This window comes from Streptomyces sp. NPDC059874 (assembly GCF_042731135.1).
In the GTDB taxonomy this organism is placed as follows: Bacteria; Actinomycetota; Actinomycetes; order Streptomycetales; family Streptomycetaceae; genus Streptomyces.
In genome coordinates this window covers 116,334-130,288 of the sequence record NZ_JBHWJY010000001.1, presented here as the reverse complement: position 1 = coordinate 130,288, position 13,955 = coordinate 116,334, and the positions used below count along the sequence as shown (strand labels likewise).

Annotated in this window: 13 protein-coding genes; 8 read left to right on the top strand and 5 right to left on the bottom strand. The window is 73.3% G+C overall.

Annotated features, from left to right (window positions below):
* Positions 1-6 precede the first annotated feature (6 nt).
* On the bottom strand, positions 7-690 hold the full coding sequence (locus tag ACFV9H_RS00495; RefSeq protein WP_385391390.1) for a TetR/AcrR family transcriptional regulator: 684 nt from the start codon (positions 688-690) through the stop codon (positions 7-9).
* A gap of 68 nt (positions 691-758) precedes the next feature.
* Here ACFV9H_RS00495 and ACFV9H_RS00490 point away from each other — a divergent pair, with 68 nt between their 5' ends.
* Entirely contained in the window at positions 759-2,243 is a 1,485-nt protein-coding gene (locus ACFV9H_RS00490; RefSeq protein WP_385391389.1) for a purine-cytosine permease family protein, read from the top strand.
* A gap of 56 nt (positions 2,244-2,299) precedes the next feature.
* Here the strand turns inward: ACFV9H_RS00490 and ACFV9H_RS00485 are convergent, their stop codons facing one another.
* Both ACFV9H_RS00485 and ACFV9H_RS00480 read right to left on the bottom strand, forming a co-directional pair.
* Positions 2,300-2,929, bottom strand: a complete 630-nt coding sequence (locus tag ACFV9H_RS00485; protein ID WP_385391387.1) for a DUF305 domain-containing protein — start codon at positions 2,927-2,929, stop codon at positions 2,300-2,302.
* Positions 2,930-3,006: 77 nt separating this feature from the next.
* On the bottom strand, positions 3,007-3,426 hold the full coding sequence (locus tag ACFV9H_RS00480; RefSeq protein WP_385391386.1) for a DUF6153 family protein: 420 nt from the start codon (positions 3,424-3,426) through the stop codon (positions 3,007-3,009).
* Between the two features lie 127 nt (positions 3,427-3,553).
* On the opposite strand from ACFV9H_RS00480, the gene ACFV9H_RS00475 reads away from it, so the two are divergent.
* The 3 genes from ACFV9H_RS00475 to ACFV9H_RS00465 all read left to right on the top strand — a co-directional run bounded on the left by ACFV9H_RS00475 (position 3,554) and on the right by ACFV9H_RS00465 (position 7,076).
* Positions 3,554-4,873, top strand: coding sequence for a phosphoribosyltransferase family protein (locus ACFV9H_RS00475; protein WP_385391384.1), 1,320 nt, complete (start codon positions 3,554-3,556; stop codon positions 4,871-4,873).
* Positions 4,874-4,981: 108 nt separating this feature from the next.
* Positions 4,982-5,749 carry a DUF4142 domain-containing protein gene (locus tag ACFV9H_RS00470; RefSeq protein WP_385391383.1) on the top strand — a complete coding sequence of 256 codons (768 nt, stop codon included), beginning with the start codon at positions 4,982-4,984 and terminating at the stop codon, positions 5,747-5,749.
* Positions 5,730-7,076: a DUF1996 domain-containing protein gene (locus ACFV9H_RS00465; RefSeq protein ID WP_385391381.1), complete on the top strand. Its 1,347-nt coding sequence runs from the start codon at positions 5,730-5,732 to the stop codon at positions 7,074-7,076. Before ACFV9H_RS00470 ends, ACFV9H_RS00465 begins: the two co-directional genes overlap by 20 nt.
* A 144-nt stretch (positions 7,077-7,220) precedes the next feature.
* Here ACFV9H_RS00465 and ACFV9H_RS00460 read toward each other — a convergent pair whose 3' ends face one another.
* The gene (locus ACFV9H_RS00460; RefSeq protein ID WP_385391380.1) at positions 7,221-8,408 is read right to left on the bottom strand and encodes a PucR family transcriptional regulator; all 1,188 of its coding nucleotides are present in this window, start codon (positions 8,406-8,408) and stop codon (positions 7,221-7,223) included.
* A gap of 190 nt (positions 8,409-8,598) precedes the next feature.
* On the opposite strand from ACFV9H_RS00460, the gene ACFV9H_RS00455 reads away from it, so the two are divergent.
* The 4 genes from ACFV9H_RS00455 to ACFV9H_RS00440 all read left to right on the top strand — a co-directional run bounded on the left by ACFV9H_RS00455 (position 8,599) and on the right by ACFV9H_RS00440 (position 12,337).
* Positions 8,599-9,405 (top strand): hypothetical protein, encoded by an 807-nt coding sequence (locus tag ACFV9H_RS00455; RefSeq protein WP_385391378.1) that lies wholly within the window; start codon positions 8,599-8,601, stop codon positions 9,403-9,405.
* Positions 9,402-10,850, top strand: a complete 1,449-nt coding sequence (locus ACFV9H_RS00450; protein ID WP_385391376.1) for an NADH-ubiquinone oxidoreductase-F iron-sulfur binding region domain-containing protein — start codon at positions 9,402-9,404, stop codon at positions 10,848-10,850. Before ACFV9H_RS00455 ends, ACFV9H_RS00450 begins: the two co-directional genes overlap by 4 nt.
* 138 nt (positions 10,851-10,988) lie before the next feature.
* A complete protein-coding gene (locus tag ACFV9H_RS00445) occupies positions 10,989-11,945 on the top strand; it encodes an SCO0930 family lipoprotein (protein WP_385391375.1) in 957 nt (318 codons plus the stop codon).
* Between the two features lie 11 nt (positions 11,946-11,956).
* Positions 11,957-12,337, top strand: coding sequence for a hypothetical protein (locus ACFV9H_RS00440; protein WP_385391374.1), 381 nt, complete (start codon positions 11,957-11,959; stop codon positions 12,335-12,337).
* A gap of 71 nt (positions 12,338-12,408) precedes the next feature.
* Here the strand turns inward: ACFV9H_RS00440 and ACFV9H_RS00435 are convergent, their stop codons facing one another.
* Positions 12,409-13,839 (bottom strand): pyridine nucleotide-disulfide oxidoreductase, encoded by a 1,431-nt coding sequence (locus ACFV9H_RS00435; protein ID WP_385391372.1) that lies wholly within the window; start codon positions 13,837-13,839, stop codon positions 12,409-12,411.
* Positions 13,840-13,955 lie beyond the last annotated feature (116 nt).

Below are 13,955 nucleotides of genomic sequence, written 5' to 3'. Positions count from 1 at the left end.
GAAGGATCAGGCGACGGGGCCGGGGGCGGGGGCGGGACTGACGTCGTCGCCCAGGTCCTCGCCCGGGTCGTCGAGGGTGCCGGTGGCCAGGCCGAGTTCGCGCTCCGCCGTCGTGACGGCCATGCGGGTCACCGCCTCGGGGCGGTCGCTGATGTCGGTGTTGGCGTGGGCCCCGAGGCCGTCGAGTACGACCAGGATCTGAATGGTGGTCGCGCGCGGGTCCTCCGTACGGAATTCCCCGCGCTCGACGCCCTGCCGGATGACCCCCTCGATGCGCCCGCGCCAGGCGGACTCCTGCTCGGCGACCCGGTCGCGGAGCACGGGCCGGTAGCGGCTGAGGTGGCGGGCGTTGATCCAGAGCCGGCTGATGTCGTCGTAGGTTTCCCCGGTCGCGTGCGCGAAGAACCGCGCCAAGTGGCGTGTGGGCGTCGTGTCGGCCCGGCCCTCCGGGAGCAGCCGGTCGAGCTCGGCGGTCGCGGCGTCACCGAAGGCCTCGGCCACCAGATCTTCCACCATGGGGAAGTAATGGCTGATCAGACCGGGTCGCACGGCCAGTTCGTCGGCGATCCGCCGGAGCGTGACGCACTCCAGCCCTTCGGTCAGGGCGACGGCTGCCGCGGTCTCGACGATCTCCGCCCGTCGGGCTTCGGGGGATTTGCGAATTCGTTTGCGCTGGACGCTTGACGGCATACCGAGGATGCTATTGAGTGTGCGACCAATAAGCAAGCAGGTGGGTTCCCCCCGCACCGGAGGTCCGCATGGCATCGACGTTCCCCGACCCGCACCCGGACGCGCACAGAGCGCGGATGACCACCCCGAGCGACCACGGCACCGCGAGCGTCCCGGTCGTCACGGACCGCCCGGGCCGCATCGAGGTCCACGGGATCGACCACATCCCCGACGCGGAACGCCACGGCCGTCCCCGCGAGCTCTTCTCGGTCTGGGCGGCGGCGAACGTGAACTACCTGAGCCTGGTCGTCGGCGGCGCGCTGGTCCTGATGGGCCTCACCCTGTGGCAGGCCGTCGCGGTGATCGTCGTGGGCAACCTGTTCTGGGTGCTCACCGGGCTGCTCGCCACGTCCGGCCCCGCCGCCGGCGCCCCCAGCGAGGTGATCACGCGGGCGATGTACGGAGTGATCGGCAACCGGGTCAACAACGCGGTCATCGGCTGGCTGGTCTCCGTCTGCTACTTCGCGCTCAACCTCGCGGCCGCCGCGACCGCCGCCTTCGCCCTGGTCGAGATGGCCGGCCTCGCCACCGGCACCGGCGTCAAGATCGCCGTCGTCATGGCCATCGCCGCGCTCACCCTGGCCATCAGCGTCTACGGACACGCGCTCATCGTGCGGCTCTACCTCCCGATCACCCTGGCGCTCACCGCCGCCTTCACCATCGTGGCCTTCGGCGTGCTCGGGCACACGGACTTCTCGTACGCGCCCGCCGAGCCGCTGACCGGCCTCGACCTCTTGGCGACCCTCGCCGCCGGCGTCACCCTCATCGCGTCGGGACCCCTCTCCTACACCACCAGCGCCGACTTCTCCCGCTACCTGCCCCGCACCTCGTCGCCGAAGGCCGTCCTGGGCTGGACCGCGCTCGGCGCCTTCCTGCCCAGCGTCATCGTCTGCTCGCTCGGCGCGTTCGCCGCGACCGCCGTGGACATGACCGACCCGCAGACCGCGCTCCGGGAGCTGCTGCCCGGCTGGTTCTACCCGCTCTTCCTGCTCGCGCTCGTCCTCGGCACGATCTCCGTCAACGCCCTGACCGCCTACAGCGCCGGTCTCGCGCTCCAGGCCGTCGGGGTGCGCATCCGCCGCTCCGTCAGCGTGCTCTTCGACGGGGCCGCCGCGATCGCCCTGACGCTGTACGGGCTGCTCGTCTCCAACCTCCTCGACACCGTCAGCAACGTCCTCCAGCTGATCGTCGTCCTGATCGGCCCCGCCATGGCCGTGTACGCCACCGACATCGTGCTGCGCCGGTGCCGCTACGACGGGCTCGCGCTCATGGACGAGACCCCGCGCGGCCCCTTCTGGTACACCGCGGGCGTCAACGGGGCGGGCGCCCTCGCGCTGGGCGTGGGGGTGACCGCCGCGGCCCTGTGCGTCAACACCCTCTACACGGGCCCGGTCGCCGCCGCCCTGGGCGGGGTGGACCTGGCCCTGCCCGCCGGCATGGTCGTGTCCTCGGCCCTGTACGCGGCCCTGATGCGCCGCTCCCCCACCGTGCGCGCCGCCCGCGCCGCGGGATGAGCGGGCGGGGGGTCACCGGAGCCAGTCCGGTGACCCCCCTTTCGGCTACGGGCCCGTCAGCCCAGCAGGCCGTTCATCTTGGCGATCTCGGCGGTCTGCGAGCTGATGATCGCATCGGCCATCGTCTTGGCCTCCGGGAAGGCGCCGGCGGTCTTCTCCGCGCGGGCCATCGCCACCGCGCCTTCGTGGTGCTTGATCATGAGCTGCATGAAGGCGGTGTCGAAGGCCTTGCCGGAGGACTTCCCGAGCCGGTCCATCTCCTCGGCCGTCATCATCCCGCCCGTCCCGCCCGCGCCGTGCGCGGAGTGGTCCGCGGCGCCCTCGGCGGGCACCTGCTCGCCCCAGGAGGTCAGCCAGCCGGAGAGGGTCTTGATCTCCGGGTCCTGGGCCTTCTTGATCTGCTCGGCGAGCTGCTTCACCTCGGCCGACTCGGCACGGGAGGGGGCGAGGTCCGCCATCTCCACGGCCTGCCGGTGGTGCGGGATCATCCCCTTGGCGAAGGCCACGTCGGCGGCGTTGTGCCGGCCCTGCGAGGCGGGAGCGGACGCCGAAGGCGTCTGGCTCGCGTGGCCGCCGTGCCCGGCGGCGCCGTCCTCGCCGGACCCGCAGGCGGCGAGGACGAGCGAGGCGGCGGCAGCGGCCACGACGGCGGCGGTACGGCGGATGAGGGAACGGTTCGTGCTCATGGTGGTGCGACTCCTTGTCCGGAATTGAGGATGCGACGGAGCGCGACAGCCCCGAGGGGGCTGCCGTGCGGGTCGTCCTATATCCGCAGGAGTTGCAGTTCGGCCAGGTCGGGCGGCGCCCGACCGCTCTGCGCCGAGGCCGTGGCGACGGCGTGGGGCGCCTGGGCCGCGGGTACGCCGTCGAGGGCGGCGGCCGGGACGGGCGGCGCGTACGGCGTTGCGATACCGGTGGCCGCGCAGGTGGCGTCCGCGTGGTGCGTGTGGCCGGATCCGCCCGCGGTGTGCGAGCAGCCCTCGGCCGCGCGGGCCACGGCCTCGGCCGGTTCGTGGTGGCCCCCCGCCACGGCGTGGGCACCGACACCCGCCGCGGTACGCGCGGAAGCCGGCCCGGGGCCCAGGCCGTGCATGGCCAGCACACCGGCCAGCACCGCGAGTACGAGCAGCACGAAGCCGCGCCCTGTCGGGCGGCGGCCGGGCGGCTGCACGCGGGAGATCATGCGGTCATCGTACGAAAGTCTCGGGGCCGCCACCTCGGCGGGCCCGCATCGTGGGACCGTCCACTTGCGCATCGGCCGCGGAGGGAGTTGCGTGGGTGGTGTCTCCCCTGGACGGGGGTGAGCCAAGGTGTTCTTCACCGATCGGGCCGACGCGGGTCGGCGTCTTGCCGCCGCGCTACGGCATGTGGCGACGGAGGATCCCGTCGTCCTCGGACTGCCCCGGGGCGGCGTACCGGTGGCCTTTCAGGTGGCTCGGGAGCTCGGCGCCCCGCTCGACGTGATCGTGGTGCGCAAGCTCGGGGTCCCGTATCACCAGGAGCTGGGGTTCGGGGCCATCGGGGAGGGCGGCGTACGGATCATCAGCGAGGACATCGTCCGCCAGGCGCGGGTCGCCCGCGAGGACGTCGCCGCGGTCGAACGGGCCGCGCAGGAGGCGCTCGGCAGGCAGGCGCACCGGCTGCGCGAGGGCCGGCCGCGGGTCTCGCTCGTCGGGCGCACGGTGATCGTGGTGGACGACGGGATCGCGACCGGTGCCACGGCGGCTGCCGCCTGCGAGGTCGTCCGCGCGCAGGGCGCGTCCCGGGTGGTGCTCGCCGCCCCGGTGGCTCCGCCGGACGCGGTCGCGTGGCTGCGCACCGAGGCGGACGAGGTGGTGTGCCTGTCCACGCCGCGCGCCTTCCGGGCCGTCGGCGAGTGGTACCAGGACTTCTCCCAGACCGCCGACGAGGAAGTCGTCGCGCTGCTGGCCGAGGCCGGGACGGGCACCCCCGCGCCCGCCCCGCGCCTCACCGAGGTCGAGGTGGCGGTGGAGGTCGAGGTGGACGGGGGCGCGCTGCGGCTGGCCGGGGACCTCACCCTGCCGCAGGGCGGCGGGGACGCCGGAGCGGTCGTCATGTTCGCGCACGGCTCCGGCAGCAGTCGGCGCAGCCCCCGCAACCGCGCCGTGGCGGCCGCGCTGAACGAGGCGGGCCTGGGCACGTTGCTCTTCGACCTGCTCACCCCGTCCGAGGAAGCCGACCGGTCGAACGTGTTCGCCGTCGAGCCCCTGGCCGGTCGGCTTTCGGACGCCACACGGTGGCTGCGCAGCGGGCACGCCCCCACTGCCGCCATCGGCTACTTCGGTGCGAGCACGGGAGCCGCGGCGGCGCTGCTGGCCGCCGCGGACCCCGACGCGGACATCGGGGCCGTGGTGTCCCGCGGCGGCCGCCCGGACCTCGCCGGGCCGCGGCTGGGCGACGTACGCGCGCCGACCCTGCTCATCGTCGGTGGCCGCGATATGACCGTGCTGGAACTCAACCGGCAGGCGCAGGCGGAGCTGAGCTGCGAGAACCGGCTCGACGTGGTCCCGGGCGCCACGCACCTCTTCGAGGAGCCGGGGGCGCTCGACGAGGTGGCGGAACTGGCCCGGGACTGGTTCACCCGCCACCTGGAGAACACGGCAAGATAACAGCCTTCTCAGGGGCCGTCCGATTGTTTGTCCAAGGGTGATGGTCCTGCCGCAGTGACGTCGGCAGTGGCCTAGCGTCCCGTGACACCCACGGAGCTAGGAGGCACTGTGCTGTCACTGCGGTGGCGATCCATCAACACCCTGTCGGTGGCCACGCGGCACACGATCGCGAACGGCATCGTCATCACCGCCCTCGCCGTCACGCTGATCGCGCTGCTGGTTCCCGTAGAGGGATTCGGCGGCCGGACCCCGGTCGGGGCCGCGGCCCCCGGTCCGGCGGGCGAGGACGACGGCGCCGGGACCATGAGCACGGCGTACGGGCCGTTGACCGCCGCGGACCGGGACTTCGTCCGCAAGGTACGGCTGGCCGGGCTGTGGGAGCTGCCCGCCGGCCGGCAGGCCCAACAGCGCGGAACGCGCGCCGCGGTGCGCACGGCCGGGGAGCACCTCGTCGAGGGCCACACCGACCTGGACCAGCAGGTCATCCGCGTCGGCCAGGCCCTCGGCGTCGACCTGCCCAATCAGCCCTCCGCGCAGCAGCAGGAATGGCTGGCGCAGCTGACGCAGGCTCAGGGAGACGCGTACGAGCGGCTGTTCGTCCAGCTCCTGCGCCGGGCGCACGGGAAGGTGTTCGCGCTGCTGGCCGGGGTGCGGGCGCAGACCCGCAACTCCATGGTCCGCGCCCTCGCCACCTCGGCCAACGCCACGGTCCTGGACCACATCACGGTCCTGGAGGAGAGCGGGCTGGTCGACTTCGACGCGCTCGCCGACGCGGCTCCGCTCCCGGCGCCGGCCCTCTCCACCCCGGCGCTCTCCTCCCCCGCTCCTCCGATCCCATCGAGGAAGAAGTCATCGCATGAGTCGACAGGGTCATGAACGCCGCCCGCTGCCGGGCAAGCTGCTGGCCGTGGTCTCCGCGCTGGTGCTGGGCGCCGGCGGGGTCGCCGTCGTCGCCGGCAACGCCTCCGCGGGCCAGGACAGCGACGGGGCGGGGAAGTTGACCGCCACCATCGACTGCCCGGACGTCGGAGAGCGGCTCACCTCCGTCCCCGATCAGGCGAAGGCCGAGGTCGACGAGGGTCTCGCCCAACTGGACGTCCAGGTGGCCGACGCCTACCGGCGGCTCGCCGCCGGTGAGGCGCGGGGCGACGCCCTCCTCGGCCAGCTCCGCGAGCAGCGCGGCACGACCATCAACGGGCTGGCCGATGCGATCGGCCGGTCGGCCGGACGCCCCGAGGACCTCACGGCCTTGAGCGGGTGCCGGATGAAGCAGGCGCCCGCGGAGGACGCGACGGCCGCGGAGCCCGCCTCCGTACGCAAGGGCGGTCCGGCGCGCAGCGACTTCGTGTCCATCACCAAGGTCCGGCCGAACGTACGCACCCCCGCGCCGTCGGCCGACGCATCCAAAGGCACCTTCACCTCGCGGTGTGGCCGCAACGAGAACGGCCACTTCAACCCCGACAACGTGATCGTGGCACCCGGCGTCTCCAACGGCGCCCACCACATGCACGACTACGTCGGCAACGAGTCCACGGACGCCTTCTCCACCAACAACAGCCTCGCCGCCGCCGGGACCACCTGCGGCAACGGCGACCAGTCCAGCTACTACTGGCCGGTGCTGCGGCTGCGCGACGGCAAGGCCGAGCGGGACGCGAAGGCCCCCGGCGGCGGCCAGGACGGCAACGTGGGCACCATCCTGCGACCGAAGCAGGTCACCATCACCTTCCAGGGCAGTCCCGTGGGCCGGGTCACGGCCATGCCGCGCTTCCTGCGCGTCATCACGGGCGACGCGAAGGCCTTCACCAACGGCACGGCCAACGCCAACGCCTCGTGGAGCTGTACCGGCTTCGAGAACCGGCAGCTGAAGGACAAGTACCCGATCTGCCCGAGGGGCAGCGACGTGGTCCGCACCTTCACCTTCCAGAGCTGTTGGGACGGCCGGAACATCGACAGCGCCAACCACCGCACGCACGTGGCCTTCGCGGACCGTGCCGGCCGCTGCCCCGAGGGCTTCACCGCCGTGCCACAGCTCGTGCAGCGGATCACCTACGGCATCGCGCCGGGCGCCCGGTTCGCCGTGGACAGCTTCCCCGAGCAGCTGCACAAGCCGGTGACCGACCACGGTGACTTCATCAACGTGATGTCGCCCGACCTGATGGCCAGGGCCGTGGACTGCGTCAACTCCGGTCGCAGCTGCCGCTGAGCTCCCGGGCCGGGCGCCCCCCTCCCCCATCCGCCGCGCCCGACCTGGGAAAGGTGTTGGCCCGAAGCCGTCAGGCTTCGGGCCAACACCGCGTTCGTCTGTCCTTCCGTTGTCCTCCGTTGTCCTCCGCTGTCCTTCCGTGGGCTACAGGCCGTTGACGCGGGCCATCCGTCCGACGACCAAGGGCGTGAAGTCCGCCGTGACCACGCGCGGTGTCCTGCGGCCCACCCGCGAGTGCTGGCGGCGCACTTGGGCCATCAGCCGGCGGCTGCGCAGGGCCATCTCCAGTTCGAACCGGGTGCGGGGGTCCCTCAGCCCGGTACCGAAGAGCTTCTCCAGCTGGCGCATGCGGTAGCGCACGGTCTGGGGGTGGACGCTCAGGGCCTTGGCGGCCTCGGGGGCCCCGCCGCCCTCCAGCCAGGCGAGCAGGGTCACCTCCAGCCGCTCGCTCTGGCGGGGGGTCAGGTCCGCCAGCGGGCGCAGCCAGCGCGCGGCCAGCGCGTGGGCGAGGGGCTCGTCCTGGAGCAGCAGCAGGGTGGAGAGGTGGTCGTCCACGAAGACGGTCCGGGCGTCCGGGCCGCCGCGGGCGGGGGTGAGGGCGAGCAGGCGCAGCGCCCAGCGCAGCGAGGACGCGGCGTCGCGGAGGGGCACGGCGTGGCCGACGGCGGCGCAGCGGCCGCGCAGCGGGAGTTCGAGGGGGGTCCGGGTGTCGGGGTCGGTGGCCGGGACCAGCAGGCACGGGCGGCCCGCGAACACGCCCGCGAGGGCGTCGTCGAGTACGGCGGCGAGCTGCCGCGTTTCGCCGGGCGTGGCGAGCGCGACGGCCCGAACGGCCATGGGGAGGGGCCAGCCGGCCGCTTGGGCGAGCTCGGCGAGGGAGCTCGCGGAGGGGGCCCGGTCGTCGGTGAGGGCCGCGAAGAGGTCTTGCCGGGCCTGGTCGCCCAGCTGCGATCGCTCCGGTTCGGCGCCGGCGCCGGCCCTGTCTTCGGGTATGGCTAGGGGCACGAGCGCGGGCACGGGATCGGGCGCGTGCCCGTGCTCGGGCTCGGGCTCGGGCTCGGGCTCGGGCGCGGGTTCCGCCTCGGCGTCGGCTGCCGCGTCGGCCTCGGCCGGATCGCGGTAGCCGAGCGCCGTAAGGAGTGCCTCTTCCACCTTCTGTCTGAGCAGTTCGCCGTCAATGGCATCGTTGTCATCGACAAGTGCGGAAAGTTCCGGATTTCCATGCAGAAGCTCCTCCACTACCTCGGCCGCCAGCGCCGGGAGTTCCCTGCGCAGGACGCGGGTCCACTCGCCGCGCGGGCGGGACCAGATGCGGTTCAGAAGTTCGCACATCGTTACCTCGTTCGTGCCGGTGAGGTCTTGACGAAGGGGAGTCTTCCGGTCTTGTTCGATGCGCCGGAGACGCGGTGCGAGAAATTATCACGTTTCGATAAATCCTGTGGAGGTGCTGCACAGGTCCACGATGCTTCTGCACTCCGACCCCAAGACCCGTCTGTCGGCTCGGAGTTCACAGGAGAACCGGATGCCTCTGCCCCAGCCGCACCCACCCCGCTCGCACCGGGCCCGCCGCCGTCACCCCGGCGCGCTCACCGCCGCGGCCGCCGCTCTCGCCTCCGCCGTCGTGGCGGCCCGCGCGGGCGTCCTGACCCACCTCTGGGAGTTCCTCGACTTCGGATCGGGAGTCCTCTCGCTCGTCTCGCTCACCGCCACCGTCCTGTGGGGGCTGATGGCCACCGACCGGGCCCTGTTGGGGCCGGGCCACCGGCTGCTCGCCCAAGGCGTCCACCGCGGCCTGGCCGTGGCGGGGCTCGGCTTCCTCGCCCTCCACGTCTGGGTCAAGGTGGCGGAGGGGCGAACGGGCGCCGTCGCGGCGGCGGTTCCCTTCACGGACGCGGACCGGCCGTTCGTGGTCGGCCTCGGCACGCTGGCCGGATACCTCTTCGTTGCCGTCGCGGTGTCCGGCGGGGTGCGCAGCGCCTTCGCCACCAGGAGCCGCTCGCTCTGGTGGCGGGCGCTGCACATCGGCGCCTATCCCGCGTGGGGCGCGTCCCTGGTGCACGGCCTGAAGGCGGGCCGGCCGGCCGGCGCGTGGGTGACCGCGGCCTACGCGCTGTGCCTGATGGGGGTGGCCGCCGTACTCGTGCTCCGTCTCAAGTCCACCCTGCGCGGGGTGACTTCGCCGCCGATCGCCGCGCCCGTCGGTGCCCGGGAGCCCGTCGGGCGCCGGACGTCGGTGCGCCGGACGTCCGTACGCCGGATGTCCGTGCGTAGGACCGTCGTTCGCGCCCCCCGGGTCGAGCAGCTCGCCGGCCGGGAGCGGTGGAGGTGAGCGGCGGACCGCGTCCCGGCCTCGGCTGTGTGGGCGCGCCCAGGCTGTTGGCCGGGCTCGACCGGGCCGCGCGGCTGGACCGCGAGGCCCATCTGGCCGTGCACGGCACGCTGCCCCGGCCCCACCCCGAGGAACTCGTCGCCCTCGCCGACGACATAGACCTGCGGGGCCGGGGCGGAGCCGGCTTCCCCTTCGCCCGGAAACTGCGCGCGGTCACCCGATCGGCCCGGGGGCGGGACGGGCTCACCGCCGTGGTCGTCAACGGCAGTGAGGGTGAACCGAGTTGCCTCAAGGACACCGCCCTGCTGCTGCACGCCCCGCATCTGGTGCTCGACGGGGCCCTGTTGGCCGCCGCCGCGCTCGGCGCGGAGGAGGTGGCCGTGGCCGTCACGCGGGCGGACGTGGAGCAGTCGGTACGGGAAGCCGTCGCGGAGCGCGGTCCCGCGGGCCGCCGGGTCCGTGTGGCGAGGCTGCCCGAGCGCTTCGTGACGGGCGAGGGGACGGCCCTGGTGGACGGCCTGAACGGCGGCGCCACGTTGCCGTCCGGGCAGAAGGTGCGGACCAGCGAGCGGGGCCTGGGCGGGGTGCCCACCCTGTTGTCGAACACCGAGACCTTCGCCCAACTCGCCGTCGCCGCACGGCTCGGCGCGCGGGAGTACCGTACGGCCGGGCTGCCGGCCGAGCCGGGCACCGTACTGCTGACCGTCGCCGGTTCCACGGTCGTCGAGACGCCGACCGGGACCTCGCTCTCGTACGTCCTCCAGCTGTGCGGCACCGAGCCCGGTCAGGGCGTCCTCGTCGGCGGCTACCACGGAAGGTGGCTGGACCCGGGGTCCGCGCGCGCCGCGCAGGTGTCCCGGCAGTCCCTCGCCGCCCTCGACGCGGTCCTGGGGGCGGGGGCGGTGCTGCCGCTGCCCGAGGACACCTGCCCGGCCGGGGAGGTGGCGCGGGTGACCCGGTGGATGGCGAAGGAGTCGGCGGGCCAGTGCGGGCCCTGCGTACGGGGGCTGCCCGCGCTGGCCGACGTACTGGAGGACGCGGTCCGGGGCGGGGGCCGAGCCGCCCTCGAAGCGGTGGAGGCGCGGCTGCGCGGGGTTCGGGGCCGGGGGGCTTGCAGCCATCCCGACGGGACCTCGCATTTCGTGGCCTCGGCGCTGTCCGCGTTCCCGGACGAGTTCCGCGACCACGCGCTCGGCAGCGGCTGCGGGCGGCGGGTGCTGGGGGCGCTGCCGCTGCCCCGGGACGAGAGTCCGGAGCGGCTGGTCGTGGACTGGACGCTGTGCCGGGGGCACGGGCTGTGCGTGGACATCCTCCCCGATGTCGTGCGGCTCGACGCGGACGGCTATCCGGCAGAGGCGTCGATGGCGGTGCCGGGGCGGCTGCGCCCGAAGGCGCTGCGCGCGGTGCGGCGCTGCCCTGCCCTCGCGCTGCGCATTCAGGGCTGAGCCCGGTTCTTGGCGCGATCGGACAAATTCCTGGGGAAATTCACTGCCACCGCCCCGTTCCCCGTATCAATGATGAAAGCACGGAAACACGGGAACGAACCTGAACGAATCCAATCGAACCTGAAGGAGCGATCGATCGTGAAGAGAATCCGACGTGGGATATTCGCCGGGTCGACTGTCGCGGTTCTGCTGCTGACGGCCGGATGCGGCTCCGGCGAAGAAACCGCGGGGAAGTCGGCCGGGGTCAAGCCGGTGGCCGACAGCGGGAAGATCGGGTCCGCCTACGATACGGGCGGCGCCGGGTACGGAAGCGATCCGGGCACCGTCACGGCTGCGGGGGCGGGACAGTTGAAGGTGCGGGACATCCCGGCCGTGGGCGCCGCCGTCACCGACGGGGACGGCCTCACCCTCTACCGGTTCGACAAGGACACGGCCAAGCCCCCCAAATCCGCTTGCGACGGGGACTGCGCCAAGGCCTGGCCCCCGGTGGCGGCGGACGACGCCACGGCGGGCGAGGGCATCGAGGCGGGCCTGCTCGGATCGGTGGCCCGGGCCGACGGAACCCGGCAGCTCACCCTCGCCGGCTGGCCCGTGTACCGCTACGCCAAGGACACCGCGCCGGGCGAGGCGCTCGGGGAGGGCGTCGGCGGAACGTGGCACGTGATGGGGGCGGACGGGAAACCGGCGGGAGCCCCTGCGGCCGAGAAGAAGAAGGGCGCCGAGGGAGCCGCGGGAGCCGACCTCTCGGTCGTACAGAACCCGACGCTCGGCGGCATTCTCGCGGACCCTGAGGGCCGCACCCTGTACCGCTTCGACAAGGACAGCGCATGGCCGATGAAATTCGGCTGCCTGGATTCCTGCCTGGACACCTGGAAGCCCGCGGGGCCCGTCGACAAGGCGAAGATTTCCGGAATCGCCGCGGAATTGGTCGGCTCGGTGAAGCGTCCGGACGGCACGGAACAATTGACGATCGACTGCTGGCCGGTCTACACGTTCACCGGCGACAAACAGCCCGGAGACATCAGCGGGCAGGGCAAGCAGGGTCTCTGGTTCGCCGTGACGGACAAGGGGAAGAAGGCGAAGTCATCCGTATAGCACCGGCCGCCGTGGTCGCCGCGGCGGCGTGCGGCGCGCTGCTGTGCGGCGGCTGCGCCGCGCCGGGCCCCGCGAAGGCCCCGGCGACGCCCTTCGTCTCGATCGAGGAGATCGCCACGGCCATCGGCTGCACCGCCGAAGTGAGCGTGGAGGCGGAAGAGTTGCGCCAGGGCGGTTGCGAGAGCGGGCAGGGGGCCTACCGCATGGCCACCTTCGCCGCGGACGAGGGACTGCGCTCCTGGCTGGCCGAGGCCCGGATCTACGGCGGCAGCTATCTGGTCGGGAACCGTTGGGTGGTGACCACCGGGGAGAGCGCCGCGTTGAGTTCCCTGCGCGACCGGCTGGGCGGCTCCCTGGACACCGGCACCCCGCACGGGCAGCACCACCCGTGAGCCCGCCCCGCGGGTCAGGTGGATGACGCGGGTCACGTCGCGGACGGCCACGCCGTCCGCGACGTGGCCCTTCAGGCGGTCTCGGTCGCCTCGGCCCTCAGCGGTTCCCGGTCCAGGACGCTCTGCTCCCGCTCCGTCAGCGCAGGTCCGTCGAGCAGCGGCCGGCGCAGTCCGCGGGCGGCCGCGATGAGGACATCGGGGCTGCCGAGAATCGTGGCGGGCCTCTTCATGGTCATCACGTCCGTCAGCGCCCGGACGACGAGGAAGTTGCCGATCGCCGTGCGGTTCAGGCGTTGGACGTACCGGGCCGTGAGCCTGTCGGCCAGGTTCGGCGCCTTGCCGACCGCGTCCGGGTAGAAGCGGTCCTGGCCGACGGCCAGGAGCCAGGCCGCGGCGGCCGGGCGCGCGATGGCCTTCTGGGCCCGCGCGGCGAACCTCGGCGCGGTCACCGGGGTCTTCGCCGCGGTGTCGCGCAGGGCCAGGGCGCCGAGCGCCGCGGCGGACATGCCGTGCCCGTACACCGGGTTCAGGCTGGTCGCCGCGTCGCCGAGGACGACGAACCCGGCGGGCATCGCGGCCTTCTCGAACTGCCGCTGCCGGTTGGCCGTCCGGCCGAAGACGGCCACGTCGCCGATCGGCTCGGCACGCGCCAGGAAGTCGGCGGCCAGCGGGTGCCGCACGCCTCTGGCGAACTCCTCGAAGAGGTGCTCGTCGGCGCTCGGCTCGCCGCCGCGGGTACCGGAGAGGCTGACGTGCCACTGTCCGTCCTCGATGGGGATGACGGAAACCACCTGGCCGGGCTTGCCCAGCCGCGGGTCCGCCTGGATGTGGATGACCGGCCAGTCCGATTCGGCGCCATCCGGCGCGCGGTAGCGGCGGCTGGCGTAGCGCACGCCGGCGTCCACGACGGTCTCCTCCACCACGGGCCCGCCGATCTCGGTGAGCCACTGGGGGGCCTTGGAGTCGCGGCCCGTCGCGTCGACGACGAGGTCCGCGTCGATGACGTCCTCCTCCCTCGCCCCGTCCAGGACGCGGACGCCCGTCACCTCGGAGCCGTCGCCGACCAGCCCGCCGATCTTCACGCCGGTGCGTATCCGCACGTTCGGGTGGGCCCGGAGCCCGGTGCGCACGCCCCAGTCGATGAGGTCGCGGCCGGCTCCGATGAGGTAGTGCGTTTCGGTCCAGCGCCGGAACCAGCCCCCGGGCGAGTACGAGACCATCCCGTTGGGGATCGGAATCCGGTGCGCGCCGGCCTTCAGCCACGTTGCGGTGGTGCCGGGGAGCAGTTCCTCGATGGCGTCGGCCCCGCCCGCCCACAGCATGTGGGCGTGCGCGGCCTGCGGCAGCCTCGGCCTGGGGGCCGCGGTCTCGGGGAGCACGGCGTCCCGTTCGATGACGAGGACCTCCGCCACGTACGGCGCCAGCGCCGCGGCGGCGAGGGTGCCGGCCAGTCCGCCGCCGAGGACGACGGCTCGGGGGCCACCGGAAGGGGTGTGGGTCATCTTGACTGCTCTCCAGGACGGTTCCAGGCTCGGCGCCTTGCGGCCCTGCCCCTGCGCGGCGGCTTGATGACGGTGCCCGGACGTGCGAAACCTTAAATCAGAACGCCGATCGATTC

Excerpts from the sequence above, each read along its gene's own strand:
- ACFV9H_RS00480 (WP_385391386.1), bottom strand. The coding sequence starts at position 3,426 with ATGATCTCCCGCGTGCAGCCGCCCGGCCGCCGCCCGACAGGGCGCGGC.
- ACFV9H_RS00490 (WP_385391389.1), top strand. The coding sequence starts at position 759 with ATGGCATCGACGTTCCCCGACCCGCACCCGGACGCGCACAGAGCGCGG.
- ACFV9H_RS00435 (WP_385391372.1), bottom strand. The coding sequence starts at position 13,839 with ATGACCCACACCCCTTCCGGTGGCCCCCGAGCCGTCGTCCTCGGCGGC.
- ACFV9H_RS00485 (WP_385391387.1), bottom strand. The coding sequence starts at position 2,929 with ATGAGCACGAACCGTTCCCTCATCCGCCGTACCGCCGCCGTCGTGGCC.
- ACFV9H_RS00460 (WP_385391380.1), bottom strand. The coding sequence starts at position 8,408 with ATGTGCGAACTTCTGAACCGCATCTGGTCCCGCCCGCGCGGCGAGTGG.
- ACFV9H_RS00465 (WP_385391381.1), top strand. The coding sequence starts at position 5,730 with ATGAGTCGACAGGGTCATGAACGCCGCCCGCTGCCGGGCAAGCTGCTG.
- ACFV9H_RS00495 (WP_385391390.1), bottom strand. The coding sequence starts at position 690 with ATGCCGTCAAGCGTCCAGCGCAAACGAATTCGCAAATCCCCCGAAGCC.
- ACFV9H_RS00455 (WP_385391378.1), top strand. The coding sequence starts at position 8,599 with ATGCCTCTGCCCCAGCCGCACCCACCCCGCTCGCACCGGGCCCGCCGC.